We start from the raw sequence: 14,253 nt of genomic DNA on the forward strand, positions 1-14,253 counted from the left end.
AACTGCAGGCCAGTCGCGTTGTAAGCTAGCCTGAGAGCGGCCTCATGCTTGAGGTTGATACGTCCAGATGATTCCGGATGCGTAAGCGACAGACTGTGGCGCCTTCTCAACCGGCCGTCGCTGGACGGAGCGGCTGAGCTTGAGATAGTCTGTCACTGCTGACGGCGAGGTGAAGCAATGGCTACAGCTTGGATCGGCCGGGCTGTCGTCGTGGCTTTGGCTGGATTGGCGTCGAACGCTTTGGCGGCGGTCGCCCAGGTTCAGCTCGCGCCCGCAGAGACGACGCAGACGGGCGCCCCTATAGGTCTGACCTATGCTGCTGCTCAGGACCGTGTGCGGTTCGGTTCCAGTCTCGGGCGCGCCGCCGGCTATGGGATGCAGGCCGCGCAGGCGCAGGCCGATGTGGCGGCTGGATTGAATCGCCCGACGGTATCCCTCGACGCCCAGCTGATCCGATACCGCAAGACATTCGATCTGTCTCTGGGCGACGCGCTGGACCGCGCACAGGCCGAGCTCGGCGCCGCCATTCCCGGGCTCATTGCAGACCTGCCTGGTGTGCCGGGCGACGTATTGCAGGGCGTCGGGCAGCGACTGGAAGCCGCTCTTCCGGAAATCTTCGCCGCCTTGCCGCAGGATGTCCGGCTCCAGGTTGACGACACTACATTTCGACCCACGGTGACCGCGCTTCAGCCGCTCTACACCGGCGGCGCGATTCCGGCCCTGCGACGGGCGGCGGCGGCCAATGTCGATCTGGCGCAGGCCAGACAGCAGGAGGCGGTCAGTCTGGAAGACGTCAATCTGGCGCGCGCCTATTTTGGCCAGGTGCTCGCAGCGGAAGCACTGAAGATCGCCCATGAGACCCGGGACGGCTTCGACCTGCATCTGCGTAACGCCCGACTTCTGGAAGCCGAAGGCATGCTCAGCCATTCCCAGACCCTCCAGATCGAAGTCGCTCGCGACGCGGCTCAGCGGCAGGTGAACAGGGCCGAGCTGGAGCTTGACAACGCCGTGGCGTCCCTCGCACGGGTCGTCGACGCCGACGCCGGAGTTGTTCCGACCACGCCCCTGTTCGTAAACCGCGACCCCGTCGGTCCGGCCGGCGTGTTTCTGGACCAGGCGAGCCAGGCGAACGCCCGTCTTGCGCAGGCCCAGGCCGGGCGCGATCTCGCCGAAGCGGGCGCCGATCTGGCGGCGTCACGGATGAAGCCGTCCGTCTATGCATTCGGGACCTACAACCTGAATCCAGACGACGCTCTGCCGACCGAGCCGGACTGGGCGGTCGGAATAGGCGCGCGCTACACCCTGATTTCGACTGTGGATCGACGGCGTATGCTGGGCGCCGCCCGCGCCCAGGCCTCGGCCGCTGCGGAGGTGGAACGGCAGGCCCGAGACGACGCACGATTGCTGGTCACGCGAGCGTACAACCAGGCGGAACTGGCGCGCCGTCAGTTTCTGAGCATGGACAGCAGCCTGGAGGCCGCCAGCGAAAATCTGAGAGTTCAGGAGGTTGGTTTTCAGGAGGGCGAGGCCACGGCCTCCTCGGTGGTCGATGCCCGCAACCTTCTTGGAACTGCTCGTTTGCAACGCGCAGCAGCGGCTTACGAATATGATCTCAGCCTGGCCGCCCTGTTGGCGGCGGCGGGAAGCGATCTGACCCTGAACGACTACCTGCAACGCGAAGACCGGATCAGCGCGCCATGAGTGAGACGCCGCCTTTGGCAGAGAACCTGACAGACGGCGCGCCGGCCATCGCACCCGGTCGCACGTCTTCACGTCGGCGGATACTGCCTGTGATCGTGGGTGTCGGCCTCGTCCTGCTGATCGGCTTCATCATCGTGGGCCTCTTTCTCGCGGCCCGTCCCGCGAAAGACCAGGTTCAAGGCATGGTCGAGGCGGAGACCGTCACCGTCGCGACCAAGGTGCCCAGCCGCGTAGAGCGTTTCCTGGCCGCAGAGGGCGATCAGGTGAAGGCTGGTCAGGAGTTGGCCCTGATGAGCAGTCCAGAAATCGCGGCCAAGGACGCCCAGGCGCGCGCCTTGCTTCAATCGACAGAGGCCATCCAATCGATGAGCCGCGAAGGCGCGCGTGGCGAAGATGTGAAGACGGTTGAGTCGATCTGGCGCGCCGCCCAGGCGACGGCCCGCTTGGCGGACCAGACCGCGCATCGAGCGGAGAACCTGTTTGCCGAAGGCGTAATCTCCGCCCAGCGTCGTGACGAGGCCGTCGCCGCCCGGGCCGCCACGGCCTCGCAGAGCGAGGCGGCCCGCCAGCAGTATCTGAAGACTTTGGCTGGAACCCGGCCACAGGAAAAATCTGTGGCCGACGCCAACGTCCAGGGCGCTCGGGCCGCCGTCGCCGAGGTCGAAAGCCTGCAGGGCGAGACACGATTGCTCGCTCCACACAACGGCGAGGTGGCGGAGCGTTTCGCCAATGTCGGAGAGTTGGTGCTCACGGGCGTGCCAGTCTTCACGATTGTGGACATCGGCGATCCCTGGGTCGCATTCAGCGTGCGCGAGGATCAGTTCCGCGATCTGAAGATCGGCGTGATCGTGCATGGCGACGTGCCTGCACTCGGTGTCACCAACGCCGCCTTCCGGATCACCGCCATCAATCCTCAGGGCGAGTTCGCCACGTGGCGCTCCACCCGGCAGTCAAGCGGCTATGACGTGCGCAGCTTTCAGGTCAAAGCCAAGCCCGTTCGAGTGGTCAACGGCTTGAGGCCTGGCATGAGCGTTCTGTTCGATTGGTCCGCACGGTGAAGCGCGCGACGGCCGTCTTCGTATCGGCCGTTCAGGACGAAGCGCGTCTCTTGATGACCCGACCGTGGGACGCGTTCGTCGCTTTTGGTCTGCCGCTGATCCTGCTGACGGTGATCGCAGCAATGCTGGCCCCTGGCGTGATCCGTCAGGCTCCGGTCGCCGTGGTCGATCAGGACAACTCAGCCTTCAGCCGTGCTGCAATCCGTAACATGGAGGCGAGCCCTAGTGTGCGTGTGGTCCACGCTCCGGCGACGATGCAAGAGGCCATGACCTTGATGCGGCGGGGTGAGATTTACAGCGTCGCCCATTTTCCGGCGGGTTTTTCTGACGGCGCGTTCCGTCGCCCGGAACAGGTGACAGTCTCCTTCAATGGCGCCTTCCAGACCGTCGGCGCCCTGTCCGCATTGGGGCAGAGTACGGCCATTGCGTCAGCGGCGGGCCCGCAACTGCAGGAGCGGGCACGCCAGAGCGGAGTGCCTGAGACCGCACTGCAGCCGCCCGCCGTCCAGGTGTCGATCGTCGGCAATCCCCAACTTAGCTTCGAGCTGTTCCTCGGCGGACTGTTGGCGCCTGGCGTCCTTCATCTGCTGGCCGCCTGTTCAGCGGTGCTGGCGGTCGGTCGGCTGATGCAGGGCGGTTCCTTCAAAACCTTCAGGTCCCAAACGGGCGGCTGCACGACGACAGCCCTGATGGGACGTCTGACGCCGCACTTCGTGATCTTCAGCCTGTGGGGACTGTGCTGGATCGCCTGGCTGAGCGGCGTGCGGGGCTGGGGTGTGGCCGGTTCTCTCCCCTTGCTGACGCTTGGCGTGCTCGCCCTGATGGCGGTGAGCGTCGTCTTGTCCGCTTTGCTGGTTACGGCGCTCGGAGACGTGGACACGGCGTTCTCGGCCACCGCCATCTATTCCGGCGCGGCCATCGCCTTTTCAAACGGCACTCTGCCGCTGGATCACGGGCCACGCTTCGCCCGGATCTGGAGCGATATTCTGCCCTATTCTCACTATCTGCGACTGCAGACGGGCCAGTTGGTCACGGGTGCGGCTACGGATGCGGCGTGGCGAGACTTGATGATCCTAGGCGGCGTCGCTGTGATCGGTCTGATCCTGTCAGCGCTTCTCATCCGGCTGCGCTCGCGTTTCGCCCCCAAGCCGGAAACGCTCAGCTTCTCACTTCCCCAGCAGGGCGTCACCGCCGCCTTCATCGCAACTTTCCGCAATCTGCCGCACGCACGGCCCGTCAACAGCCTGCTGATCCTGGCTGTCGTATTCTACGCCTTCTACTATCCCGCCGCCTACGCCGGGCAGGCGGCGGCAGGTCTGCCCGTCGCCGTGGTGACCCCGACGCAAAGCGCATTGACGCGCGCCCTTGTCGAAGACCTGAACGCCTCACGCGAGGTCGAGGTCGCCGCCGTCATCCCGTCCTCCGCTGAGGGCTTTGAACTGATGCGGCGCGGCGTGATCGATGGCGTCGTCGTCCTGCCCCAGCGGTTCGAACCCGATCTGGTGAGAGGGGCGCCGACGGGCTTGGCGATCTGGCTGAACGGCGGCTATCTGGTTCGTGTCACAGCTGTCGGCAAGGCCGTCGCCGCAGCGGCGGCGCATGTCGCCGACGCGCAGTTGGAAGGCCTTCCTGACATCGCCCGCGCAGTCCGGTTGGCGCCGACCCTGAAGCAGGACTCCCTGTTCAATCCAACCGAGGGCTATGGCGGCTACGCCGTGCCGGCGGTCAGTCTGATCATCCTGCAACAGACGCTTTTGATGGGCGCCGGCGTGGTCGCAGCGGTTCGTCGAGAAACGGGCGCGCCTCCTCTGAGACGCAGCGTGCGCCTGGGTCTATGGCTGGCGCTGATAGCAATCGGGACCGCGTCCAGCCTGTTCTATTTCGGCTTTGTCTTCTGGCTTCAGGACTACCCGCGCGCAGGGAACCTGATCGGCGTCTTGCTGCTGGCGCCAATTTTTTCAGCAGGAGTTTCCGCCTTGGGTCTGCTCCTGGGCGGTCTGTTTGACCGACATGAGCGCGTCTTGCAGGTGCTGGTCGGCACGTCCGCGCCCCTGTTCTTCCTGTCCGGCGCCGCCTGGCCGCACTTCATGATGCCGAAGATGCTCGTCTGGCTCGCTCATCTTTCACCGTCCACCGCTGCGGTTCAGGCCTTCGTTCGCTTGAACGCCATGGGGGCCAGCCTTGGCGAAGTCGCGGCTTCGGCGGCCATTCTGACAGGCCTCGCCGCCGTCTATGGCGGCTTGTGGCTCATGCGCGGCTCTCTCCGCGTCGATCTCAGCCGATAGAGCTTGGGGGACCAGGAGATAGGTTCGCGTGGGAAGCATCCACAAGACCGATCGAAAGGCTCTCAAAATTCCGATGTCGTGTTCGGGGCGCGACGTGAAAGACCGCTATTGGCGCAAAAGGGCGGTTCGGAATGACCGCTTTGCTCGATTCACCCTCGCCGAAGCCGTCACGGTCTTTCGCGAGGTCGCGATTCCGCCCGGTCACTCCCAACCGCCGCCGAGCGCCAGGAACAGGTCGATCTGGCGGTCGATGAGGGTGGTTCGGGCTTTTGAAAGACTGGCCTGGGCGTCGGCGTGACTGGCTGAGCGTTCAGCACATCCAGGAAGGGCGTGCGGCCGAACTCTTGGAGAGTTTCGGCACCACCGACGGCCACGGCCGGGTCGCCGATTTGACCCTAGCCCAGATCAAGGCCCTGCGGCTCAGAGCCGGGGCGGGCGGACCCGATGCGCCCCCGACCGACGCGGCGCCGCCGACCTTTGCGGAAGCCATGCTGGCGGCGCGCGGCGGGGTCCTTGTCAATGTCGACGCCAAGGGAGAGGTCAATCTCCAAGCGGTGCAGGAGCTTGAACGCCTGGGTCTGGTCGATCACGCCCTGTTCAAAAGCGCCGCCCCGCCGGAGGACCGGGCGCTTCGCCAGGTGCTGGACGGCCGCGATCTATTGTTCATGCCGATCCTGCGCGAGGTCGATGGAACCTCCCTGGTCACCACGCCCGACCGCTATGGGTCAATACTCTGGAGCCGCGCCACGCCGCCGGCCATGTGGACGCCGACGCCCTGATCGCGCCCCGACGCCCATTGGGGTCGACTGATCGACCTGGGCGCCAATGTCATCCAGACCGACGAGCCCGGACGGCTCATCGACTACCTCAACGCGAGCGGTCGTCGCTGAACGACGGCTGACGGGGGCGGCCGGGGCTCGAGGTCAAAGGAAGAAGCTCTGCTGCAGGGACAGGATGGCGGCGCCGAGCGATACGGCGTCGCCGGGGGCTTCGGCCTCGATCACCACCGGAAGCGGTCTGGGGCGTTGACGGCGATCGGTTCCCGCGATGACGATGCGGTCGGCCAGGGCCCTGGCCAACGGCGGAGGGATACGCCCGCCCAGCACGATCACCTCGCAATCCGCCACGGCGGAGATGGCCGTAGCCACGACGGAGAAGGCTGGTCCCGCCTCGTCGAGCCAAAGCGCTGCCCCGCGCCAGTTCATGTCGAACGCCTCGATCATGGCCGACACGGATCCAAGGGGTTCATCATGATCGCTGACGAGGGTGCGGAGCCGCTCCAGATTGGGATGAGGGATTCCCATCGCCTGCCATACGGCGGCGTATTCCCCCGCATTGCCGAAGGTTCCCCGGTGCGGTCGGCCGTTAAGCACCAGGCCGCCGCCGAATCCGTTGGTCACCTGCAGATAGGCGAAGGAGGCATGGCGTCGTCCTGCGCCGAGGTAGGCTTCTCCGACGCTGGCGACGTTGCCGTCGTTATCGACGCTGACCCTGACCCCAAGGGTGTCCTCCAGGACGGCCGCGATATCGACCAGGGCCCAGTCGTCGAGCAGGGCCGGCGGATTCATCAACGGCCCATCGCCGACGAAGAAGGCGGAAACCCCGACCCCTGCGGCGAAGATCCTGGCCGGATCGACGCGCGTCTCGACCAGCATCTCCTGACGATAGGCCGCCAACTGGGCCAGGACACGCGGCCGCGTCATGTCCGGCATGGCCCGGTTGCCTCGCCATAGCAGGCGACCGGCGAAATCGATCAGGTCCATCGACAGGGCGTCGCCGAGCAGGGACACGCCAAGGCCGAAGGCATAGTCCGGATTCAGGGTCAGGGCGGCGCTGGGATGTCCTCTTCCGTTCGCGGCCGCGGGGCCGAGCCGGATCAGGCCTTCGGCCGCGAGGCCTGTGACCAGGCGCGAAACCTGGGGCTGGGTCAGATCCATGGCGCGCGTGATTTCGGCTTGAGTCGCCCGGCCGCGCCTGTGGATCAGACCCAGCAGGCGACGTTCGCTGTCGGTCGGGACATGAAAGGTGTGCGGCGTCGGGATGTTCAAGACTCGGCCTCGCTTGTTCTCTTTCGTCATAGCCATGCCCTCGGCCGTTGTCGTCAAAAATTCATGCGTTACGCATTGAATGCATGACGCATAAATATCTACAAGACGGTCCAGGCGCCGGGGTGCGGCGCAAAGGGGAACCTGGACATGATCCGTATTTCGCGCGCACGCCGCTCCATCCTGCTCGCCACCTCAGCCATGCTGATCGCCACACCGGCCCTGGCCCAGCAAGGCCCGGCCAGCGAAGAGCCGACCCTGCTCGACGAAGTCGTCGTGCAGGGCGTCAGGGCCAGTCTCGAAGCGGCGCTTGAAACCAAGAAGACGGCGGAAGGCGTGGTCGATTCCATCGTCGCCGAGGACATCGGGCAGTTTCCGCAGTCGAACCTCGCGGAGGCGCTGCAGCGGGTCTCGGGCGTCCAGATCCGACGCGATTTCGCCGGCGGCGTCGGCAATGAGATCAGTGTGCGTGGAATGCCGCCCGAGTTCACCCAGGTGCTGATCAACGGCCAATCGGCGCCGTCCAACGCCGAAAGCCGGGTGTTCAACTTCAACGTCCTGCCGGCCGAACTCTTCCGCCGCGTCGATGTGTACAAGTCGATCACCGCAGACGTTGACGAGGGCGGCATCGGCGGCACGGTGTCTCTGGAAACCATCCGCCCCAGGGACTTTGGCGACAAGCGGATGATCGCCTCGCTGGAGGGGGTCTACAACGAGATCACAGGCGACGCCTCGCCGCGCGCGACCCTGGTCTACGGCCGCGCCGGTGACAGAGGCGGCGTCGTGGTCGGGGCCAGCTATTCGGAGTTCTCGGCCGCCTCCCAGTCCTATGACGCGGTGCGCTGGACACGACGGAATTTCGACACCAACGGCGATCGGGTGAACGACTTCACCAATGTCTTCCTGATGGATCTCCCGCGCTATGTGCAGGAGCAGCAGACCGTGGAACGATTGTCCCTGACCGCGACCGGCCAGTATCGCCTGGCCGACAATGTCGAGGTCATCGTGGACGGCCTCTATATCCGCACCGACCAGCTTCAGGATCGCCTCACGCCGATCTGGGATTTCGCCGGGGCGAAAGTGTTGAACAGCCTGGTCGTCGAGGATGGCGTCGTGGTCGCCGCCGACTACGACAACGTCCGCTATCGCAGTGAAAACAATACCGACGACCGAACCACCGACCTCTACAAGATCGGTTTGAGGGGCGACATCGACTTCGGCCCGTGGCGCTTCGAGCCTTATGTGACGACCTCGCGGACGGAATTCGCCGGGGAGGCCTATCGGTTTTTCGCTGATCGTCGCGGCCGCGCCTCCTATGACATCCGCCAGGACGACGACTATTTCACCATCGTCACACCCTATGACATCGCCGATCCGACGTTGTTCACCACCAGCGAAGCGCGCCGCAACACCACCTCGGTGGTGGACGACGAACTGGCCTATGGGTTCGATCTTCGCCGTCAGTTCGGCGATCTGAAGGTCAAGTCGGGTTTCAAGCTGCGGGATCGGTCCAAGGAACGTATCCGCTTCTCGCGCACCCTCAGCGGCCTGACCGACCCCTTCGCGCCGGTCTCCAGCCTGTTCAGCGGGTTCCTCGAAGACGAGGATCGCGCCACGGGGCCCTCGTCCTGGGCGACCTATGACTTCGACAAGGCGATTTCTCTCTATGGACCCCGGCTGGATCTGGAGACGTCCGAAGAACGGAACAACTTCTACAAGGTCGATGAGCGGACCTACAGCGGCTATGTTCGCGCGACCCTGGATCGCGGGCCGTGGTTGCTGGACGCCGGAGTCCGGGCGCAGAAGACCGAAGTGACCTCTTTCGGCGAAGAACGACTTCGCCCCGCCAACCTCTATACGGAGCGGACGGTCGAGAGCGACTATTCCGACATTCTGCCCAGCGCCAGCCTCCGTTATCGCCTGACGCCGACGGTCTATCTCCGCGCGGCGGCCGCCAGGGTTCTTACGCGCCCCGGCCTGGCCAGCCTGGCCGCCTATCGCGAGATCAATGAGTCCAACCTGACGATCTCGGCTCAGAACCCGGACCTCGATCCGACCCGGGCGAACCAGTATGACCTCGCCGCCGAATGGTATTTCGACGAGGGCGCGATCCTGTCGCTCGGGTATTTCTACAAGGATGTGACCGGCTTCATCGCCAATGAGACGACCACGGTCGATTTCAACGGCGCATCCTATCGTCTGACCCGTCCGGTCAACCTCGATGACGCCACCCTCTCAGGGTTCGAGTTCAACTATCAGCAGGCCTTCGACTTCCTGCCGGCGCCGTTCAACGGCCTGGGCGTGGCGGTGAACTACACCTACACCGACACTTCCTACGAACAGGTCCTGGCCGGCGGTGGATCGGTCACCTACGGTCTGCCGAACAACTCCAAGGACAGCTACAATCTCGTCGTCTACTACGAGAATGAGCGGTTCAGCCTGCGCGCCGCCCAGAACTTCCGCGGCGTCTTCCTGCGCGAAGTGCCGAACGAACAGGATGGACTGAAATATCGTGACGACTATGCGCCCGTCGATGTCGCGGTTCGCTACAAGCTGAACGATCAGGTTTCTCTGACGCTTGATGTGCAAAATATCCTCAACGCTGTGCAAGAGGAATATGTGTTCGAGCGTCGCCTGACCGACGGGACGTTTACGACCGGCAGAACCGTGCAGTTCGGTCTGCGTGGCAAGTTCTGATCTTCTGATCCCGGCGGAGTGCGATCATGACCCTGAAATCCCTATTCGTCACGGCGGCCGTATCGGTTCTTGCCGGCCTTCCCGCGGCGAGCTGGGCCCAGGCCGGCCGGCTGGCGATGTTGCGTCACGAGTTTGCGCCCAGCTCCGCCGCCGATCGGCCCGTCCTGGTCGTGGCCCATCGGGGCTGCTGGACTGAAACAGCGGAGAACTCGCTGGCGGCGATCGAGGCCTGCATCGCCCTGGGCGTCGATGTCGTTGAGCTGGACGCCCGGCGAACCGCCGACGGCGCGCTGGTCCTGATGCACGACGCCACGGTGGATCGGATGACCAATGGTCACGGTCGGGTCGAGGATCTGACCCTGGCCCAGATCTCGGCCCTGCGCCTGAGAGCCGGCTCCGGCGGGCCGGCTGCGCCTTTGATCGAAGCGGCTCCGCCGACCTTCGAGGCGGCGATGCGGGCGGCCAAGGGGCGTATTCTGGTCAACCTGGACGCCAAGGCGGACGTTTACGACGACGCCTTCGCCGTCCTGGAACGCACCGGGACGATCGACCAGGTCATCATGAAACGCCGGGTCGCGGCGGGTGATCCGGCTTTGAACGGTCAGCCGCCGTTCGACCGCGTCCTGGCCATGCCCATCGTCGATCAGGCCGCCGGATCGGCGGATGCGTTGCTGGCTGGCCAGATCGGCCCCGGCGCCGCCGCCGTGGAGACGATCTTCACGGACCTGAACTACCTCGCCGCCGTACGACGCGATACGGCCGCAGACGGAACGCGCATCTGGGTCAACACCCTCCGGCCCGAACACGCGGCCGGTCTTCAGGACCAGGGGGCAAGGCTTGACCCCGCCGGCGTGTGGGGCAGGCTGATCGCCATGGGGGTCACGATCATCCAGACCGACGAACCGGCGGCCCTGATCGCCTATGTGGAGGAAATGGGGCGCCGACCGGCTGTCAAGCCGATGGCGCACGACTAATCCTTCGCCTCCGTATCATCTGCGCGTCGCAATCCAGGTCTGCGATCCCCAGAGGCGCACGTTGCCGGTCATCGCCCTTCGGTACACACCACGGTTGGGGCCATGGGCGCTGCCTCCCTGCCGATATCAAGGGATCGTCTGCTTCGTAGCGCCGCCCGGCTGTTGCTCCCTCCGGCGCGCATAAGGGTCGAAATCTCCGCGTCTTAATCCCTCTGTATAGGAGGCGGTCAGGATTAAACGGGAGGAATGACCATCGCTTTGGGCAGATCAGACGGCTGGCAGGCGACGGCGGTCTATGGCTTCGCTCATCTGGGCAAGAGCCTGTTCTGGTATGGCTCTGAGCTTCTGTTCGCCTTCTACCTGACCGAACTGGTCGGCCTGCCCGCCTCGCACATGGGGATGGTGCTTGCCCTGGGCTTGCTGGTCAGCGCGGGCATCGACCTCGTGGTGGGCGGACGATTCGCCAGCAGACTGTCGGACGCCGGCCGCGCGGCCCGCCTCCAGTTCGTGGGCTCGATCTGCTGCGCGGCGGCCTTCACCGGTGTGTTCCTCGGCTTCTGGGTTCCCGAGGGCGCCCGGTTCGCCTATGCCATCGGGGCCGGACTGGTCTTCAGACTGGCCTATGCGGTCTATGACCTGCCCCAGAACGCCCTGATGGCCTTGGCGACCGACGACGCCGCCGGTCGCGACCGCGTCGCCGCCACCCGCATCTGGTTCAGCGGCGCGGCGACCCTGCTGGTGGCGCTCTCGGTCGGTCCTCTGATCGCGCGACGTGGCGTCGAAGGGGCGACGCTCTATTTGGCCCTGGCGCTGGCCGTAGCTGTTCCCGCCATCGCGAGCGCGAGCCTTCTGGCGCATACCTTGGCCCAAAGCCCCAAGGGTCCGCCGCCAGCGCCGATCCCGGTCCCCGGCGGGCCCGGCCGACCGCTACGGCTGTTCTGGCTTCTCCTCTGTCTTATGGTCGTCACGTCTCTGGCGACGCCGGCCTTTTCAAAGGTCGAGCCCTTCTTCGCCGCTTACGCACTGCGTTCGCCAACCTGGGGCGGCATGATCGTGACGGCCATGGCCCTGGGCATCATCCTGGGTCAGCCGGTCTGGAGGATCTTGTGCGGGCGTTTCTCCCGGATCACCACGCTTGTGGCGGCAGCGACGCTCCAGGTGGTCGCCCTGTCGGCCTTCTGGCTGCTGCCGATGTCGTACCCGCTCGCATTGGCGGGCGCGGCCTTCGTGTTCGGGCTTGGCAACGGCGGCGTTGGGATGGTCCAGTGGGCGGGCTTCAGCGAGGTCGTCGCAACGGCTGGAAAAGGGCGGGAAGGTTTGGCCTATGCGGTGTTCACGGCCGTCTCCAAAGCCTCCCTGGGTCTGGGAAGTCTGGGCCTCGGCGTTGTTCTGAGCGGGTTTGACTACCGTGGCGGTGACAACAGGGGGCTCGTGGCGTTGATGACCACGATTCCGGCGGTCGGGGCCGTCTTATGCCTAGTGATCGCAGCCTTTTGGTCATGGGCCGACCGACGCAGTCAGATCAAGGCCTGACACAGATGCGCCCAACTCTCGAGCCTGCCTTGATTCTTCGTCACTCCATAGATCGCTGATATGTAACAGGAGCCGCCGCATCTGATGACGGGCATAGCGATCCGGCTCGCGCGGCTTGTCATGCCGCATGAGCCTTCTATCGCGACCCTTTCTGAAGAATGTCGGCTGCGTTTTGCATGACCTTATTCAAGGCTGCCGTCAGCGGATCGCGGGCGCCTAGCCCAGTGTTTTAGAGGAGGTCGCGGCGGTACGGATGAGGGCCATCGGGTCGAGAGCTGGAACGGGTAAGGCCACCGCCTCAACCGGATCAATAGACAGACCTTCCAACGCTGATGTTCGATGCGGCTAGCCTCCTCAGCAGTTGATCGAGAAGGCAGAGTGCAAAATGAAGCAGTGGAACACCGTGGCGCGGGGCGTCGCGTTTGCAATTGGCAGTGTGCTGCCCCTTGGGATGACCGCCTGCGCGCCACCGCCCCAGCCCGCCACCCTCGCTCAAGCGCCGGTCGCCAGTCGATCAGACGTTCCGGATCAGGCCGCCGAAGCGGCCATCGCGGAGCTCATAGCCAAGCCGCCAGCGACGGCATCCAGGTCCGCCGCCGTCAGGACCTCGACCGGAAAGAACGACGTTTGATCGCGTTGAGTTTCGATCTGCACTTCAACCCCCTTTGGAGTGATTGAGCCCCGTCAGGGGCACCGGGGCCGATAGATCCCGGTGACGGCGAGTTGAGCGGGCCATCAATCTGGAGTATATATCAAAACACGCCAGAATCGTTCAATTTAATCACTGTTCGTCGAGACGACGGGGCGGCTGCTCACGCCGAAAGACGATGATCCCGTCATAGGCCGTCGCCCAGTCGAAGAGGACCGGCTTATGGTCGTCAAAGGCGCTGCCGACGATGGCACCCTGAACGTCCAACCAATTTGTGTTCCTGAAGGCGATCTCCTGATCCGCAGCTTCGACAAGGACGCGTTGCTCCAGCGAGCCTGCCGCAGCTTCTGCGATGTCGCGCGGCGTCCTAACCGTGTATCGGAACATCCCGCCCGCAGCGGTGAATCCTAATGCATATGCGCTGCTTTCGAACCGTTCGGCGGCGAGAGCGCCCAGGTTCGATCGGGTCTCATACGGTGATCCGTCGGGCAACGCCTTCGCGACGTGGCTGTTCCCCGCCCATACGATCACCTTGCGCTTGTTCCCGTCGCTGTCGCGAGCTGCCTCAACGAGATTCTCGAGCATCGAGGCGTCGCGTCCCGCCAATCGCTCAAGGCCGGGCTGGAAATCGCGCGCCAGCGTCCGGCGAAAATTTGCGATGATCCGGCGTGTGGCGTCGCGATCGTCTGGGCGGGCTACGCCAGCCGCTTCGATCTCTTCGAGACATCTGGAGAGGGCTGTGCGCGTTTCTTCGGTGTACGGCGTTTCGCGCGTGTAACCCGACCAAATCCGCTGCTTAAGGCTGCCAGCGCATTCGATTTGGCGGTCAGGCCCGAGAACGGACGCCAGTTCCGCAGGCATAGCCTCCAAGGAGTAGAAACTTCCACGACTGCCGAGTTGATCGTCCAGGCCGACCAGCAGCAGACGCCCCGAGGCCGTCCGTGTGCGAAGATCATCGATCAGGGGCTGGATTTCTGCGTTTTGGTTCCAGATACCGCCGATGGCGGAGGCGACCATGTCTCGCGTTATCGGTTCACCGCGCCGAACCGAGCGTTCGATGGCGATGAAATCGTAAGCGCCGCTTTCGAAGGCCACCACGCCGAAGCCGCATCGGTCAATCAGTGCGCCGACAAGATCGGCCTTGAAGGCTGCAGTCTTGCCGTCGCCATGAAAGCCGTTTTCGCCGAGCATGGCGATTTGGCGGTCGCAAAGCGCAGCGACGGTTTGGTCAAGAACCTGTGCATCCGTTTTGTGATCGACCTGTGAGGTCGATAGTGCCTTGCTCTCTGCGCCGTGGAGGATCACAGCCAA

Annotated in this window: 10 protein-coding genes and 1 pseudogene; 8 read left to right on the forward strand and 3 right to left on the reverse strand. The window is 64.6% G+C overall.

The window, feature by feature from the left end:
* Nucleotides 1–240 precede the first annotated feature (240 nt).
* The 5 genes and pseudogenes from ACP7CK_RS04490 to ACP7CK_RS04510 all read left to right on the forward strand — a co-directional run.
* Entirely contained in the window at nt 241–1,701 is a 1,461-nt protein-coding gene (locus ACP7CK_RS04490; protein ID WP_426025253.1) for a TolC family protein, read from the forward strand.
* The gene (locus ACP7CK_RS04495; RefSeq protein WP_426025254.1) at nt 1,698–2,759 is read left to right on the forward strand and encodes an HlyD family secretion protein; all 1,062 of its coding nucleotides are present in this window, start codon (nt 1,698–1,700) and stop codon (nt 2,757–2,759) included. The genes ACP7CK_RS04490 and ACP7CK_RS04495 overlap by 4 nt, the downstream gene beginning before the upstream one ends.
* 53 nt (nt 2,760–2,812) lie before the next feature.
* A complete protein-coding gene (locus ACP7CK_RS04500) occupies nt 2,813–5,044 on the forward strand; it encodes an ABC transporter permease (RefSeq protein ID WP_426025255.1) in 2,232 nt (743 codons plus the stop codon).
* Nucleotides 5,045–5,313: 269 nt separating this feature from the next.
* Complete coding sequence (locus tag ACP7CK_RS04505; RefSeq protein ID WP_426025256.1) at nt 5,314–5,823, forward strand: hypothetical protein; 510 nt, start codon at nt 5,314–5,316, stop codon at nt 5,821–5,823.
* A gap of 15 nt (nt 5,824–5,838) precedes the next feature.
* Nucleotides 5,839–5,934, forward strand: a pseudogene (locus ACP7CK_RS04510) (hypothetical protein); the annotation flags it as partial.
* 33 nt (nt 5,935–5,967) lie between these two features.
* Here the strand turns inward: ACP7CK_RS04510 and ACP7CK_RS04515 are convergent.
* Nucleotides 5,968–7,092 (reverse strand): ROK family transcriptional regulator, encoded by a 1,125-nt coding sequence (locus ACP7CK_RS04515; protein WP_426025257.1) that lies wholly within the window; start codon nt 7,090–7,092, stop codon nt 5,968–5,970.
* A 147-nt stretch (nt 7,093–7,239) separates the two neighbouring features.
* On the opposite strand from ACP7CK_RS04515, the gene ACP7CK_RS04520 reads away from it, so the two are divergent.
* The 3 genes from ACP7CK_RS04520 (at nt 7,240) to ACP7CK_RS04530 (ending at nt 12,293) form a co-directional block, all read left to right on the forward strand.
* Entirely contained in the window at nt 7,240–9,786 is a 2,547-nt protein-coding gene (locus ACP7CK_RS04520) for a TonB-dependent receptor (protein ID WP_426025258.1), read from the forward strand.
* Nucleotides 9,787–9,812: 26 nt separating this feature from the next.
* Nucleotides 9,813–10,760 carry a glycerophosphodiester phosphodiesterase family protein gene (locus ACP7CK_RS04525; RefSeq protein ID WP_372704768.1) on the forward strand — a complete coding sequence of 316 codons (948 nt, stop codon included), beginning with the start codon at nt 9,813–9,815 and terminating at the stop codon, nt 10,758–10,760.
* A gap of 246 nt (nt 10,761–11,006) precedes the next feature.
* Nucleotides 11,007–12,293, forward strand: coding sequence for an MFS transporter (locus tag ACP7CK_RS04530; RefSeq protein WP_426025259.1), 1,287 nt, complete (start codon nt 11,007–11,009; stop codon nt 12,291–12,293).
* A 528-nt stretch (nt 12,294–12,821) separates the two neighbouring features.
* Here the strand turns inward: ACP7CK_RS04530 and ACP7CK_RS04535 are convergent.
* Both ACP7CK_RS04535 and ACP7CK_RS04540 read right to left on the reverse strand, forming a co-directional pair.
* On the reverse strand, nt 12,822–12,947 hold the full coding sequence (locus ACP7CK_RS04535) for a hypothetical protein (protein WP_426025260.1): 126 nt from the start codon (nt 12,945–12,947) through the stop codon (nt 12,822–12,824).
* A 127-nt stretch (nt 12,948–13,074) separates the two neighbouring features.
* On the reverse strand, nt 13,075–14,247 hold the full coding sequence (locus ACP7CK_RS04540; RefSeq protein ID WP_426025429.1) for an erythromycin esterase family protein: 1,173 nt from the start codon (nt 14,245–14,247) through the stop codon (nt 13,075–13,077).
* Between the last annotated feature and the right edge of the window lie 6 nt (nt 14,248–14,253).

The sequence above is a fragment of the Brevundimonas sp. TSRC1-1 genome (genome assembly GCF_049898245.1).
Lineage (GTDB): Bacteria > Pseudomonadota > Alphaproteobacteria > Caulobacterales > Caulobacteraceae > Brevundimonas > Brevundimonas mediterranea_A.